Annotated in this window: 13 protein-coding genes; 3 read left to right on the top strand and 10 right to left on the bottom strand. The window is 70.6% G+C overall.

The window, feature by feature from the left end:
* The 3 genes from F2B26_RS02315 to F2B26_RS02305 form a co-directional block, all read right to left on the bottom strand.
* On the bottom strand, window positions 1-513 hold a 513-nt coding region (locus tag F2B26_RS02315), incomplete at its 3' end, for a TetR/AcrR family transcriptional regulator (protein WP_159805993.1).
* A gap of 58 nt (window positions 514-571) precedes the next feature.
* Complete coding sequence (locus F2B26_RS02310; protein WP_159805991.1) at window positions 572-1,501, bottom strand: ATP-grasp domain-containing protein; 930 nt, start codon at window positions 1,499-1,501, stop codon at window positions 572-574.
* 48 nt (window positions 1,502-1,549) lie between these two features.
* Window positions 1,550-1,984: a MarR family winged helix-turn-helix transcriptional regulator gene (locus tag F2B26_RS02305; protein WP_159805989.1), complete on the bottom strand. Its 435-nt coding sequence runs from the start codon at window positions 1,982-1,984 to the stop codon at window positions 1,550-1,552.
* Window positions 1,985-2,110: 126 nt separating this feature from the next.
* Here F2B26_RS02305 and F2B26_RS02300 point away from each other — a divergent pair, with 126 nt between their 5' ends.
* Complete coding sequence (locus F2B26_RS02300; protein WP_201292572.1) at window positions 2,111-3,973, top strand: ABC transporter ATP-binding protein; 1,863 nt, start codon at window positions 2,111-2,113, stop codon at window positions 3,971-3,973.
* A gap of 1,929 nt (window positions 3,974-5,902) precedes the next feature.
* On the opposite strand, the gene F2B26_RS02295 is transcribed toward F2B26_RS02300, so the two are convergent.
* The 7 genes from F2B26_RS02295 to F2B26_RS02265 all read right to left on the bottom strand — a co-directional run bounded on the left by F2B26_RS02295 (window position 5,903) and on the right by F2B26_RS02265 (window position 12,316).
* Window positions 5,903-6,340, bottom strand: coding sequence for an HNH endonuclease signature motif containing protein (locus F2B26_RS02295; RefSeq protein ID WP_201292569.1), 438 nt, complete (start codon window positions 6,338-6,340; stop codon window positions 5,903-5,905).
* 538 nt (window positions 6,341-6,878) lie between these two features.
* The gene (locus F2B26_RS02290) at window positions 6,879-7,292 is read right to left on the bottom strand and encodes a hypothetical protein (RefSeq protein WP_159805983.1); all 414 of its coding nucleotides are present in this window, start codon (window positions 7,290-7,292) and stop codon (window positions 6,879-6,881) included.
* 310 nt (window positions 7,293-7,602) lie between these two features.
* Window positions 7,603-8,754: a hypothetical protein gene (locus tag F2B26_RS02285; RefSeq protein ID WP_159805981.1), complete on the bottom strand. Its 1,152-nt coding sequence runs from the start codon at window positions 8,752-8,754 to the stop codon at window positions 7,603-7,605.
* Window positions 8,754-9,329 carry a dCTP deaminase gene (gene dcd / locus F2B26_RS02280; RefSeq protein WP_159805979.1) on the bottom strand — a complete coding sequence of 192 codons (576 nt, stop codon included), beginning with the start codon at window positions 9,327-9,329 and terminating at the stop codon, window positions 8,754-8,756. The genes F2B26_RS02285 and dcd overlap by 1 nt, the downstream gene beginning before the upstream one ends.
* A 103-nt stretch (window positions 9,330-9,432) precedes the next feature.
* Window positions 9,433-10,188 carry a glucosamine-6-phosphate deaminase gene (locus F2B26_RS02275; RefSeq protein ID WP_235929453.1) on the bottom strand — a complete coding sequence of 252 codons (756 nt, stop codon included), beginning with the start codon at window positions 10,186-10,188 and terminating at the stop codon, window positions 9,433-9,435.
* Window positions 10,185-11,555: a 6-phospho-beta-glucosidase gene (locus F2B26_RS02270; protein WP_159805977.1), complete on the bottom strand. Its 1,371-nt coding sequence runs from the start codon at window positions 11,553-11,555 to the stop codon at window positions 10,185-10,187. The genes F2B26_RS02275 and F2B26_RS02270 overlap by 4 nt, the downstream gene beginning before the upstream one ends.
* On the bottom strand, window positions 11,552-12,316 hold the full coding sequence (locus F2B26_RS02265; protein WP_159805975.1) for a DeoR/GlpR family DNA-binding transcription regulator: 765 nt from the start codon (window positions 12,314-12,316) through the stop codon (window positions 11,552-11,554). Before F2B26_RS02265 ends, F2B26_RS02270 begins: the two co-directional genes overlap by 4 nt.
* Window positions 12,317-12,454: 138 nt before the next feature.
* Between F2B26_RS02265 and F2B26_RS02260 the strand changes: the two genes are divergently transcribed.
* Window positions 12,455-13,459, top strand: coding sequence for a carbohydrate kinase family protein (locus tag F2B26_RS02260; RefSeq protein WP_159805973.1), 1,005 nt, complete (start codon window positions 12,455-12,457; stop codon window positions 13,457-13,459).
* Complete coding sequence (locus tag F2B26_RS02255; protein WP_159805971.1) at window positions 13,456-14,808, top strand: ABC transporter substrate-binding protein; 1,353 nt, start codon at window positions 13,456-13,458, stop codon at window positions 14,806-14,808. Before F2B26_RS02260 ends, F2B26_RS02255 begins: the two co-directional genes overlap by 4 nt.
* The last annotated feature ends 3 nt before the right edge of the window (window positions 14,809-14,811 follow it).

Raw genomic sequence — 14,811 nt, 5'->3', positions numbered from 1 at the left:
CGCGGTCTCGGCCACGAGCCAGGCCACGGCGACGACCTGCCCGAGGCTGGTCGGCGGCGCCGGCGGCCGCAGCAGCCCGGCCGCGACGAGGCGTTCGAGCTGGGCGGCGAACGCGGCGGTGCGTTGCTGCACGTGCTGGAGGTACCGCTCGGCGAGCTCGGTGTCGACGTGCAGCAGCGGGAACAGCTCGCGCGCGAAGAATGCGTACTCGTCGGTGACCTGGGCCTGGTGCGGTCCCTGGCGCCACAGCGCCTGCAGCACCTGCGCGGGGTCGGCGACCGCATCCAGGTCGACGGCCGAGCGCGCGGCCCACTCCTCGAACAGGGCCTGCACGATCTCGCCCTTGTTGGCGAACCAGTAGTAGAGGTTCCCGGGGCTGATGCCGGCGACCTCGGCGATCCGCCCGGTGGTGACCTGCGCGATCCCCTCGTCGGCGAACAGGGTGCGCGCCGTGCGCAGGATCTGCTCGCGACGGCGGGCGGTGCGCTGCGGGGTACGGCTCGGGGTGGGCATTGCTAGATCATATGCTCTATTAGAGCAATAGATCTATCTAGGGCGCGACGCCCCGGCCTCAGACCGTGTGCAACCCGCGCAGCCGCGCCAGCACCGCGTCGGCGACGACGTCCGTCACCTCGGGCGCGACGTGCAGGTTGAGCGCCGGCTCGAACAGCTCCGCCTCGAGCAGCACCAGCCCGAAGGCCGCGGAGTCGACGAGGTCGACCCGGGCGTACAGCGGCGCGGCGAGCCCGGTGGCCCGCCCGACGGCCGCGAGCACCTCGGCGGCGAACCTCTCCTCGGCGTCGCTCACCGGCACCCGCACCGGGTTCTCCACGTACACCCCGCCGCGCAGCCCGCCGCCGTCGGCCAGCAGCGCACCCTTGGCGATGGCGTGCGTGACCCGTCCGTCGATCACGTAGACCGCCTTCTCGCGCCCGTCCGACAGCTCGGGCACCTCGGGCTGCACCATCACCTCGCCACCCGCAGCGAGGATGGTCGCGGCCAGGGTGAGCGCGGCCGGGTCGTCGGCCCGGAACAGGCCGGTGTCGCGGGCGCCGGCCGAGACGGTCGGCTTGAGCACCACGCGGGCGTCGGGCCCGGCCGCGGCCAGGGCGTCGCGCACCTGCGCCACGGTGCCGCAGTAGGTGGTCGGCACGACGGCGACGCCGAGCCCGGCGAGCTGGTCGAGGTACCGCTTGTCGAGGTTCCAGCGCACCAGGGCCGGGTCGTTGAGCACGGTGGTCGCCGCCCCCGCGGTGGTCAACCAGGCGTCGAGCTCGGCGAGCCGCTCCGGGTAGTCCCACGGGCTGCGCAGCAGCAGCAGCGCGTACGACGCCCAGTCGACGCTGCCGTCGTGCCAGACCACGGCCTGCGCGCGCACCCCGCGCGCGTGCAGCGCGGCCAGCAGCGGACCGGTGTCCTGGTCCGGGTCCTGCTCGGGATAGCTGTCGGTGACGACGATACCGACGGTGAGCTCGTCGAGGGCGGGCGCAGGGGTGGTCACGAGCCAGCGACCTTAGCAACGGCCCGGCTCGCGACCGACGGGCGCGGCCTACCCGTCGGTGGGCTCGTCGACCACGCGGTGCAGCAGCGCGAGCAGCTGGGTCTGCTCCGCCGGGGACAGCCGGGCGAGGCGGGCCGCGGCACCGGCGGCACGGTCCTGCGCGACCCGGTCGAGCAGCTGGCGCCCGGCCGGGGTGAGCTCGACGAGGGTGGCGCGCCGGTCGGTCGGGTCGGGCCGCCGCTCGACGAACCCCTCGGCCGCGGCCAGGTCGACCTTGCTGGTGACCGACCGCGGCGCCATGTCGAGCCGGGTAGCCAGCTCACCGGGGCGCTGCGGGCCGCCGCAGCGCTGCAGCATCCGCAGGAAGCGCAGCTGACCAGGGGTGACGCCGTCGGGCGCACCGGCGGCCAACGTCTCGCGGCGCACCGAGTGCAGCAGCGTGTGGACGAGGTCGAGCAGCTCGGCGGAAGCGTCGTCGGCCATGCAGGGACCCTATCAGTTGTGAGCCTGGCACATGATGAGTTAACCTCAGTACATCGGGACCCCCTCCCACCGGTGGTGCGGAGCCCGGCGGTCCGCCCTCACACTCCGGAAGGCCCCATGTCCCACATGCGTCCGCAGCTCTCCGGGTACACCCGGGACCGCTCGGTCACCGAGCACAAGCTCTCCCGCGCCACGTTGCGCCGGATCCTCGGCTTCGCCCGGCCGTACCGCGGTCAGCTCGCCCTCTTCCTGCTCGTCATCGCGCTCGAGGCCGCGGCCGGTGCGCTCACCCCGCTGCTGTTCCGCGAGCTCATCGACCGCGGCATCACCCCGGGCGACAAGCGCGTCGTCGTGCTGGCCGCGACGGGTGCCGCCGTCCTCGCCCTGGTCGGCGCCGGCCTGTCCGTCGTCGACCGCTGGCTGTCCGCACGGGTCGGCGAAGGCCTCATCCGCGACCTGCGCACCGAGGTGTTCGACCATGTGCAGCGGATGCCGCTCGCCTTCTTCTCCCGCGCCAAGACCGGTGCGCTCGTGCAGCGCCTCAACGGTGACGTGCTCGGTGCGCAGGAGGCGTTCACCTCGACCCTGCAGAACGTCGTCTCGAACGTGCTCACAGTCACCTTCGTGCTCGCCGCGATGGTGTCGATGTCGTGGCGGCTCACGCTGCTCTCGCTCGTCCTGGTCCCGGTGTTCATCGCCCCGGCACGCTGGTTCGGCAGCCGGATGTCGGCGATCACCCGCGAGTCGTACGAGCTCAACGCGACCGCCGCGCAGACCATGACCGAGCGGTTCAACGTCGCCGGTGCGCACCTGGTCAAGGTGTTCGGCACCCCGGCGCGCGAGTCCGCCGCCTACGGCGCCCAGGTCGAGCGGGTCCGGCTCATCGGTGTGCGCCGCGCGCTGTACGCCACCTGGTTCCGGGTCGGGCTCACCACCGTGGCCGCCGTCGCCGTCGCGATCGTCTACGGCGTCGGCGGGCTGTCCGCGATCTCCGGCGCCCTCACGGTCGGCGTCGTCGTGGCGCTCACGGCCTACCTGCAGCGGCTCTACGGACCGCTCACCGCCCTGTCCAACGTGCAGGTCGACGTGATGACGGCCCTCGTCTCGTTCGAGCGCGTCATCGAGGTGCTCGACCTGCGCCCGTCGGTCGCCGACGCCCCGCACGCCCGTGACCTGCGGGGCGAGGTCGCCGCGCACGGGGCGAGCGTCGAGCTGGACCACGTCGGCTTCCGCTACCCCGCGGCCGACGAGGTGTCGCTCGCCTCCCTGGAGTCGGTCGCCACGCTGCCGCACGACGCGAGCGCCGACACCCTCACCGACATCAGCTTCACCGTGCCGGCCGGTGCGATGGTCGCCCTCGTCGGCCCGTCCGGCGCCGGCAAGACGACCATCTCCCAGCTCGTCACCCGGATGTACGACCCCACCCGCGGCGCCGTCCGGATCGCCGGCGCCGACCTGCGCGACGTCACCCAGGCCTCGTTGCACGACGTCATCGGCGTCGTCAGCCAGGAGGCGCACCTGTTCCACGACACCGTCGCCGGCAACCTGCGCTACGCCCGCCCGGAGGCGACCGACGCCGAGCTGGAGACCGTGCTGCGCGCCGCCCGCATCTGGGACCTCGTCGCCGCCATGCCCGACGGGATGGACACCGTGGTGGGCGACCGCGGCTACCGCCTGTCCGGGGGCGAGCGTCAGCGCCTGGCCATCGCCCGGCTGCTGCTCAAGGCCCCCGACGTCGTCGTGCTCGACGAGGCCACCGCGCACCTGGACTCCGAGTCCGAGGCCGCCGTCCAGGCCGCGCTCGACGAGGCGCTCGTCGGCCGCACCAGCCTGGTCATCGCGCACCGGCTGTCGACCGTGCGCCAGGCCGACCTCATCGTCGTGATCGACGGCGGGCAGGTCGTCGAGCAGGGCACCCACGCCCAGCTGCTCGCCACCGGTGGGCTCTACGCCGACCTCTACCGCACCCAGTTCGCCCCGGCGGCCTGAGCGGGGGAGGACGCGGGTCAGTACACCGCCCTCGAAGGGTTCTCGTCCTGACGCGATCAAGAACCTTCCGCACTGAACCTCGGCGGATGGCAGTCATCTTGATCCGCCAAGAACGGGAACTTCGCCACGAGTGGAGGGAACGACGGCGCAACGCACCACGACAGGGCTAGTTGCGCCTTCGACAATCCGCTCTCATCTCTGGGACCAGGGCGACCGATAGCCGGGCCCGCGACATCGATGCAGATGCGCACGCCCGAGACCCCACCAAAGTCGTGCTCCAAGCAACTCCCGGATCGACGACCTCCTCGCTCCCGACAACATTGGCTTCGAAGAAGCGCTCGGGCCGCCGAAACAGCAGACGACGTCACTCGCCAGAAGAACAGCCACAGCACCGGCGCCAGGTGGACGGGACCTTGCACACGTAGATTCCCGAAAACGTACGCATTGCGTCGACCGCGAGAATCGCCGTCGAACGCACCCACGGTCGCCCCATCCCGATGCCACATTTCCTCGGGAATGAGTCGCGGATCGCAGGTGGAACCCTGGAGGAAGTGGAAGACCAAAGACGAAACACACGAAGCCGAGCAGCTCCGGGATGCCGAGAAGCGGCGCGGTCGGCGAACAAGAACCTCTAGTTCGGCGGCGCACTGCAGAATGCTCGGACGAAGGCAACGAGGTGGGATCACCGCGCCCCAATAGAAACTTCCAAAACCAGACTCGAGCGCAGCGCATCGTGCGTCAGTCTCTCCTGGAAAACCAGAGGGCACCAGCCAAAGATCCTAGCGACGAGCACAGTGATTCACATTCCCGGGGTTCCTACAATCAGCCTCCAAGCGATCGTCGAACTGACCTGGTACGTCGCACACGTCCCGCCAGAGTTGCCGCCCCAACAAGACTGATCGCGAGGAGACAGCTTCGCCGATTCCCTGAGCGGACGGCGGGTGCAAATCGCGCAGTTGGAGCAGTTGAAGCAGCCTTGATCGAAGCGGCGCCTTCGAGCGCTCCGCGGATCTCTTCGTGACGTTCACTCTGTGTCAGAGTCTGATCCAGAGCAGCGGCAAAGGTGAGCAGCAGGACCGCCGCCGAAAAGCTCCGCAGACTCGTCGAGGTCAATCCCTCGTCAAGGTCTGACGAAACTGCGAAGTTCCCCGACAGCCCAGCGATTCCCGCCGCCAAAACCGCCAGCGGTCCAATGTGAAGGACGCCTCGGAACCACTTTGAGAGAATTCCCACGAACATGAGGATAGCGAGCACCACAAGGACACTCGCCACAATCTCGAGGGTCCTCCAACTACTAAGCACTGCTCTCGCCTCGGCGAGATGAGACTCGGCATTCTCGCGCAGACTCAGACCTCGAACGTCGCCAGGTCCAGCGACCGGAACTCGAGCGAGGACACGCGCCGAACCATCTACAGACGACTGAGCCAAACTCAGGAGGGTCGGAGCCAGCGCGAGCACGGACCCAACAAGGGAGAGGCAGAGCAAAACCGCAAACGCAGACACCGGGCGACGCCGAAGGCCGTTCAACCAACTCAACCAAGACCGGTCACGCCGCATGTACGACAGCGGTTCCTGTTGCTCCAGTAGATCGCTCTTCCCCATTCCAGCACTCCCAAGGAAACTTGAGTCAAACCGCCGCACCGGACGCATTCATTACACCGGAGTCGAGCTCTGCGGCGGGGCGAAAACTCGCCGGGTGAGACAACGGTCAGACGATTGCGATGGTCCTCTTCACCGATCGGACCCGCGCCTTGCCATCTGGAACACACGACGCGCGGCGCCAGAGTTCACGACAAGCAAGACTTGCGCCCGTCGCCGCGACGCTCAACAGCCAGGCGGGGAGATCCACGCGCCCGACCCTGATCGAGCTCGGAGTGCTCAGCAGCGATCCCCCGACTGGCCAGCCCGCTTGGAAGGGAACTTCGACATTTACGACGCCGAGTCCGCGTTGCGCAACCGATCTACGAGTTCACGCCCTTCCGCAGTCAGCCGCCAAACCGCCGGACCCATGTAGACCTCGGGTTCACCGCCATCCGGCTTGGAAATGGCAACTGCACCCTCGGCCGGCCCGCTCAAGACCAGCATCCCGTCTGCTACCAGATATGTGAGTAGGACTTCGTGACTCCTATCGACAACTATATGTTCCAAGGCCGAGTCTTTGACGAAGCGCTCGAGCACGCGGCGCTCGAGGTCCCCGTAACGCGCCCCTATTATTCCTAGGTTGGCCTTGTACGCCCTAACAGACTTCGAATCGATCTCACCGCGGGTCACCCGCGAATGACAGTTTGCGCACAGCAAGATCAAATTCTCGAAGAGGTGCTCGCCGCCTCGCGCCCAAGGCACGATGTGGTGGATCTCAAGACCCACCGCCTGACGGCACGTCGGAATCGCACATCTGTGACCAGCCTCGACCCGAACCGCTCGTTCAATGGCTGTCGGGATCGCGGGCCTCCTGGACGGCATGTCCAGGAGAGTACGCGAACCCGGCCCCCGCGAGCGGTGAACCCACGCTGATTTCGGCAACGTGCCTGCTCTCCGGGCATCCGCCATGCCGCACCTGCGCCATGGAGCCACCCGCGACACGGAACTCGGAACTTCTCTGCACGGCCTTGCGGTCGCCCGAAGTCAGCGCGAACTATGGCAGATCCCCTCGGGCCCGAGTTGAGTCGAACTCGTTCGACGCCAACGCCCGACAGGACTGGCATCACTTCCGGTCGACTCTTCGCACCACATGGAAAGACTCCACGCCTGTTGCAATTGGAGGCGAACTCTCCCGCACCGGCCGGAACATGACCCCGTTCGGCCATTGCTAGCACGACCGCCGGCGGACTGCCGGGGGCCAGGGGCGGGTGGCGCCGAGGTCAGACCGACCGCGCCCTGGGACTACCCCGTGGTCAGCCGACGATCACTTGTACACCCAGACCATGTAGGCGAGCTTGTATCCATTGCACCCGAGGGGCGAGGGCGCGTCGGTGTTCACGTACATCTTCACTGTGTCACCTACCGCGATGTTGCCATATCCCCCCCACGACTGAGTCCCACCGCTCACGATGAAGATCTTGCTGAAATTGGCGGCGTCAGTCGGGTTGTTCTGCGAATTGGAGGATGAGCGCACGCAGACCTTCGCGCTGCCATTGACCGAATACGAGTACGACTTGTAGACGCCACTCGTCCCTGTTGACCCCAGGTAGCTACGGGCCGTCACGCTCCCATTCAGAGAATAGTCGGCCAACGCCGTGCTCGCCAGGCCCGTGACAGCCGCAGTCGCCAGCGCAACAACTGCCGCGAGTCGTCCGAATCGGCGGAATCCCGTATGCATCGCCCGCACCTCCATTCCCGGCTCGCCCCCTGTGAGCGGACCACAAGGTGGACGCTACAGCCGTAGCGACTGGCGAACTAGGAGCAAATGGGTGGTCTTGTCGAGTTCCACGCCGAGCAGGGCCGCATTGGTTACGCACGCCCAGTCACTCTGCAGGGCCGAGGTCGGTCGGGGTCCGACTCGAAGTGCGATGCCCCAGTTCGCAGATCGGCCCCGCGTCGGAGCTGCTTGCCAGCTTCTGCGCAAGCACCTGCGAGGTGGCACCGAGGCGGCGTCGCCTCGGGTGCAGGGCCGCCCGCGTCAACGCGCCCTACAGCCCCGGCCGCAGGTCGTCGGGGTGGATGAGGAACTCGGACTCGTCGGCGATCTCGCCGCCCAGGTCCTCCCACAGCCGCACCGCGACCGCGTTGACCAGGGGGGTCGCGCGGCCGCGGGCGACCCGGTGCAGGGCCGAGGGCCGTTCGAGCTGCTGCTGCTCGGGGTCCACCGCATGCCAGCGCACCCGCACCGCGACCAGGCCGGCGGTGGCCCACACCGCCTCGCGCAGCACGGTGGGCGGCTCCTCGAGGTACTCGGCGACCACCTCGACGAACCCGTCCAGGTCGAGGTCGGCGAGCACCCCGAACACCGTGGGCCGGCGCCGGCCGGCCATCATCTCGTCGTAGGCGGCGGCCTCGGCGGCGAGGTGCTCACGCAGCTGCTCGTCGGCCACGCCGTGCCGGTCGAGCGCCTCGCGCAGCGCCGCCACCTCGCCCGTGAGCGGCTGCGGGCGCACCCGTGCGTGCCGGCCGGCCGGCGCGCGGTCGATGAGGGGCCCGGACCAGCCACCACCGCCCGGGGGCTTGGCACGCGGCAGCACGCGGCGCACCAGGGCGAGCAGCTCGTCGGGCGTCGGGCGGGCCGTGGTGAACAGGGTGAGGTCGACGGCGGCCTCCGGGTCCGGCACCAGCACGACGCCGTCCCCGGCCGTGCGCAGCGCCCCGCCGACCCGTCGGGCCGACGCGATGAGCCAGCGCACCACGCGCTCCTCCTCGCGCACCGGCAGCCCGTCGCCGAACGCCCGCCGCAACCCGTCCCGGTCGCCGCCCCAGGGCGGGGGCACCTCGCCCCGTTCGTGCGGCGTCTCGACCAGCCAGGCGCGGTCGCAGGCCGCCGGCAGCCCGAGCGTGACACCACCGACCAGCTCGTACGGCCCGATGAGCCCGGACTGGCGGGCCACCCGCAACCGGCTCACCGGTGCCGGGCGGGCGCCGACGGCGCGCACGCCGAACGCCGAGGTCACGGCCGGCAGGATGCCGGTGCGGGGTGCGACCGTCTCGACCTGCTCCCAGGCCACCGCACCGAACCGGGAGACGGCGAGCGCCTCCAGCTCTGCCGGCTCGACGTCGGGCGGCAGCGCCAGGAGGTGGTGGGTCCGGGTGCGCGGGTCCTCGGGCTCGAGCACGGGCAGGGCTGAGGCCATCAGACCGCCGTGCGGTGGAAGCTCTGCCAGGACCGGGAGGCCGTCGGGCCGCGCTGCCCCTGGTAGCGCGAGCCGTACTCGGACGAGCCGTACGGGTGCTCGGCGGGCGAGGACAGCTGGAAGAAGCACAGCTGGCCGACCTTCATCCCGGGCCACAGCAGGATGGGCAAGGTCGCGACGTTGGACAGCTCGAGCGTGACGTGCCCGCTGAAGCCCGGGTCGACGAACCCCGCGGTGGAGTGGGTGAGCAGGCCCAGCCGCCCGAGCGAGCTCTTGCCCTCGAGCCGCGCCGCCACGTCGTCGGGCAGGGTGACCTGCTCGTACGTCGAGCCGAGCACGAACTCCCCGGGGTGCAGCACGAACGGCTCGCCCGCGGGCACCTCGACGAGGTGGGTGAGCTCGGGCTGCTCGACGGCCGGGTCGATCACCTGGTAGCGGTGGTTGTCGAACAGCCGGAAGAACTTGTCGAGCCGCACGTCGATGCTCGACGGCTGGACCATCGCCAGGTCGAGCGGGTCGAGCACGACGCGCCCGGCCGCGAGCTGGGCGCGGATGTCACGGTCGGAGAGCAGCACGGGTGCACGCTAGCGCGCCGACCTGATGACACGCCGGGCGTCCCAGGCTCGCGATCGGCCGGGGGCGAGGGCCGCAGCCGCGCTCCATCGCAGTGTGCAGGGGTTACACCACGAGGAGCGCGACTGCGGCGTCATCGGCGGTCACCTTCGCGCACGGGTGCCGCTGGATCAGGGAGGCGGGGCACGAGGGGTCAACGGGCCCCTCGATCGCACGGTACAACGCCTCGGCCTTCGCCACGCCGAACGCGACGAGCTCGAGTTCCCGAGCCGCCGCGATCGTCCCCAGCCCCTGGGTGAGGGCGTGGGTGGGGGTGCGTTCGCCGCCGACGAAGAACCGGTCGTTGGCGGCCCGGGTGCTCGCGGTCAGCTCGGTGACGTGGGTGCGCTGCTCGAACGGCGTACCGGGCTCGTTGAACGCCAGGTGCCCGTTCGCCCCGATCCCGAGCAGCTGCAGGTCGACCCCGCCGGCCTCCTCGATCGCCCGCTCGTAGGCGAGCGCCGCTACGGCCGGGTCACCGCTCGGGTCGGGCACGTGCAGCGCCGCCGGGTCGAGGCCCAGCGGTTCGACGAGCTGGCGGGTGAGCACCTGCCGGTAGCCCTCGCGGTGCCCGGCGGGCAGCCCCAGGTACTCGTCGAGCGCGAACCAGCGCACGGCCCGCAGGTCGAGGCCGTCGCGCCGGACCAGGGCGGCCAGCGCGGTGTAGACCGGTTCGGCCGACGACCCGGTGGCCACCCCGATGACAGCGTCGGGGCGCGCGGCCACCAGCTCGCCGATCCGCCCGGCGACCGCACGTCCTGCGGCCGCCGGGTCGGTGACGACGTCGAGCGTGAGGCGCCGACGCAGGGCCAGGGTGCTCACCGGCGGCCGAGCACCGCGTCGACCTGCGGGATCGCGGCGCGGTAGCCGTCGACGAGCCCACCGGCGACCCGGATGGACCCGACGAGCGGGTGCTGGCCGAAGGCCTGGAACGCCCGCTGCGGGTCACCCTTCGTGGCGGCCTCGATGACGAGGCGCTCGACCGACTTCACACTGGCCATGAGACCCAGCTGGTGCAGCGTCGGCTGGGTCTCCAGGGCGAGCGGGTGCACGCCGTTGGCGTCCACCATCGTGGGGACCTCGACGACGGCGTCGTCGGGCAGGGCGTGCACGGTGCCGCGGTTGCGCACGTTGAGGATCATGGTGGCGCGCTCGTTGCGGCTGATCGCCTTCATCACCTTGAGCGCGACGCCCGCGTAGCCCTCGTCGGCCGGGTCGGAGTCGTGCACCTCGTCCTGCTGGTGCGGGTTCGGGTCACCCTGCTGGCGGCCCTTGGCCTCGGCCATGTAGCTCGCACCGCGCTCGTCGACCGCGGCCCGCCAGTAGGCACCGGCGTCGGGCTGGTCGAGCACGGTGTCGTAGAAGCGGGTCTGGGTGACCTTGAGGAAGTCGCCGCGGGTCTGCTTGGCGGCCCGGATCGCAGCGACCGCGTCCTTGTTGTCGTAGTAGTAGTAGAGGTACTCGTTCGGGATGACGCCGAGGGTGCGCAGCCACGGCAGACCGAAGACCTCGGCCTCCTCCATGGTGGACAGCGCGGCGTCGTCGGCCAGCAGCTGGGGCAGCAGGTCGGCGCCGTCGACGAGCACGCGCCGCATCCAGCCCAGGTGGTTGAGGCCCACGTAGTCCATCTGGACGCGCGAGGCGTCCTTGCCGAGCGCGAGCGCGACGCGCCGGCCCAGGCCCGAGGGCGTGTCGCAGATGCCGAGCACGCGGTCGCCGAGGACCTCCTGCACGGCCTCGGTGATGATGCCGGCCGGGTTGGTGAAGTTGAGCAGGTAGGCGCGCGGGGACGAGACCTCCTGCATGACCTCGGCGACGTGCCGCATCACCGGGATGGTGCGCAGCGCATAGGCGAGACCGCCGGGGCCGGTGGTCTCCTGGCCGAGCACGCCGAGGTCGAGCGCGACGTGCTCGTCGCAGCAGCGGCCGTCGAGCCCGCCGACGCGGATCGCCGCGAACACGAAGTCGGCACCGGTGAGCGCCTCGCGCAGATCGGTGGTGCTGGTGAGCGCGGGGGCGTCGAAGCCCACCGCCAACGAGTCGAGCACGGCCTTCATCGCCGCGAGCCGGTGCGCGTCGGTGTCCATGAGGACGACGTCGGTGACGCGGGGGGTGGCGGTGTCCCGGATCAGGGCCTCCCACACGTGGGGGGTGCGGAAACCGCCTCCGCCGAGGATTGCGAGCTTCATGCGACGATCACCTCTCCGCCGGCGTTCCGGCACAGGTCCAGGGTCTCGGCCGGGGCTCCTGCGGTGGTGACCACCACGTCGACGTCTGCGAGCGTGGTGAGCCGCTGGGCGCCGGTCCCGGGGAACTTCATCTCGGGGGCGAGGAGCGCCACCCGGTCCGCGGCCTCGATGAGGCCGAGCTTGATGGGTGCCTCCACCTGCATGTCGTCGACGACGACACCGCCGGGGCGCACCCCGGTGCAGGACAGCAGCAGCAGGTCGGCGCTCACCTGGCGCATGGCGGCCTCGGTGAGCGAGCCGACGAGCGTGCGGTAGTTGCGCCGCAGGATGCCGCCGAGCAGCACGAGCCGCACCTGCGGGTCGTCGCGCAGCTCGTCGAGCACGGCCAGGCTGCTGGTGATGACCGTGACCGGGCGCCCACGCAGCAGGTGGGCGACCTGGGCGGTGATGGAGCCGATGTCGAGCAGGACGACGGAGTTGTCCTCGACCAGCTGTGCGGCCGCGGCGGCCACGGCCTGCCGCTGGTCGGCGAACGGCCCCATGCCGAAGGGGGGCTCGGTGTCGCCGTTGTCGGTGCGCGGCCCGGAGGCGAGCACCGCCCCGCCGTAGGTGCGCACGAGGTCGCCGTTGCGGTCGAGGCGTTCGAGGTCGCGCCGGATGGTGGCTTCGCTCACCTGCAGCGAACCCGCGAGGTCGCGCACGGTACGGCCCCCGCCACGCAGGGCCTCCACGATCTGGCGATGGCGCTCGTCCGGAAGCATGTGCTCACCCTAGCGCGACTCTGCTCATCTTTGATCATCTCTGATTGATAACGATGCTAGACGCTGATCATCTGTGCGCGTAGGGTCACCCCCCACGAGGCCGCCGGTGAGCGGCCGCCGACACGAACGGAGCGGTCCGTGGGCACAGAGCACGCCGTGGTCGACTTCATGGTCACCGGCGAGGTGTTCTGCGACCTCGTGTTCACCGGGGTGCACATCCCGGACCCCGGCACCGAGACCTTCGCCGACCGGTACGCGTTCTCCCCCGGCGGCGCGGTCAACCGCGCGGTCGCCAGCGCCCGGCTCGGCCGGCACGCCGGTCTGCTGTCCGCCGTCGGCGACGACCCGCTCGGCCGCGCCGTGCTCGACGTCATGGCCGACGAACCGAACCTCGACCTCACCTGGCTCGCGCACCGGCCCGGGTGGCAGACCCCGGTGAGCGTCGCGATCAGCGGGGCCGACGACCGCAGCTTCATCACCTACTACGAGCCGACCACCCCGGTCGGCATCGACGGCGACCTGCCGACGGTCGGTGTGCTCGACATCGGCATCGACGCCCCGCTGCCCGCCTGGGCCGACGCGCTGCGCTCGGCCGGCACCCTGCTCTACGCCGGCGCCGGCTGGGACGCCACCGGCGAGTGGCGCACCGACAAGCTCGACCGGCTCGTCGACCTCGACGCCTTCGTCCTCAACAGCGTCGAGGCCTGCAGCTTCGCCCGGGTCGACGACCCCGCGCAGGCCGCGCGCCTCCTCGGCCGGTACGTGCCGATGGTCGTCGTCACCTGCGGCCCCGACGGTGTCGTGGCCTACGAGCGGTCGACCGACGAGGTCGCGCACGTGCCCGGGGTCACCGTCGCCGCCGCCGACCCGACCGGCGCCGGCGACACCTTCGTCGCCGGCTTCGCCGCCAGCTACGACCTGGGCTGGCCGCTCGCCGACCGGCTGCGGCTGGCGAACCTCGCCGCCGCCCTCTCGGTGCGCGGCCTCGGCGGTGCGGCGAGCGCCCCCACGACCGCCGAGCTCGCCGCCCACCTCACCGACCACACCGGTTCGCTCCCCGAACCGGATGCCGCGGGCTGGGCCCGCATCCACGACTGGTTGACCCCTCGCAGTTCCGCACCCGCATCGGAGGACCCCCAGTGAAAGCCGTTCATCTGTCCCGTGTGCTCGCCGTCGGAGTCGTCGGCGCACTCGGCCTGACCGCCTGCGCCCCCGGCAGCGGCTCGAGCAAGCCCGCCGCGAGCAGCTCGTCGGCGGTCTCCAAGGACGTGGCCGGTGCCGGCGACGTCACCCTCACCGTGTGGGACGTCAACGTCGAGGGCTCGGGGAACGACACCCAGGAAGCGCTCAACAAGGCGTTCACCGACAAGTACCCGAACGTCACCATCAAGCGCGTCGCCCGCACCTTCGCCGACATCAAGACGACCCTCGGCCTGGCGCTCGACTCCGCCGACGCGCCCGACGTGGTCCAGGCCAACCAGGGCTACCCGGACATGGGCACGTTCGTCTCGGGCAACCTGCTGCGCCCGCTCAACGACTACTCGACGCTCTACGGCTGGGACACCACGTTCCCCGCCGGCCAGCTCGCCATCAACACGTTCTCCTCGGACGGCAAGACGTGGCAGAAGGGCAACCTCTACGGCGTCTCGCAGACCGGTGAGATCGTCGGCGTCTACTACAACAAGAAGCTGCTCGACCAGGCCGGCGCCACCGTGCCGACCACGCTGCCCGAGCTCGAGGCCGCGATGGCCAAGGTGAAGGCCGCCGGCATCCTGCCGCTGTCCTTCGGCAACTCCGAGGGCTGGCCCGGCATCCACGAGTTCGGCGTCGTGCAGTCCGCGACGGCCGGTGCCGACGCGGTCAAGGGCCTGGTCACCGGCTCCGGCGGCAAGTGGACCGACGACGCGACCGTCGCCGCCGCGACCACGCTGCAGAGCTGGGCGTCCAACGGCTACCTCACCCCCGACTCCGGCGGTGTGGCCCCCGACGCGGCCCGTGACGCGTTCACCAAGGGCCAGGCGGCCTTCTACATCTCCGGCACCTGGAACGCGGCGCCCGTCGCCGAGGCGCTGGGCACCGACGCCGGCTTCACCGTGCTGTCCCCGAAGGGCACCACGACCCCGACCAGCACCGGCGGCATCGGCCTGGCCTGGGCGATGAGCACCGCGTCGAAGCACCCGGACGTCGCCGCCGCCTACATCGACTGGGTCACCAACGCCGACGCCGAGCTCGCGATGCTCAAGTCCGGCAACCTGGCCGCCGTCGTGCCCTCCGGCTACACCCCGACCCCGGGTGTGCAGGCCGATGTCGTCGACTACTGGAACAAGGTCAACGCCGCCGACTCGCTGACGCCGTACCTCGACTACACGACGACGACGTTCTACGACACCATCACGTCGAACGTGCAGGAGCTGGTCGCCCAGCGGATCACCCCGCAGGCGTTCACCCAGGCCCTGCAGGCCGACGCCGACAAGTTCGCCGCCGGCAAGTGACGA

The organism is Cellulomonas citrea, assembly GCF_009829685.1.
Taxonomy (GTDB): Bacteria; Actinomycetota; Actinomycetes; order Actinomycetales; family Cellulomonadaceae; genus Cellulomonas; species Cellulomonas citrea.
The sequence above is the reverse complement of the archived record's forward strand: the minus strand, read 5'-3'. Positions and strand labels throughout refer to the sequence as shown.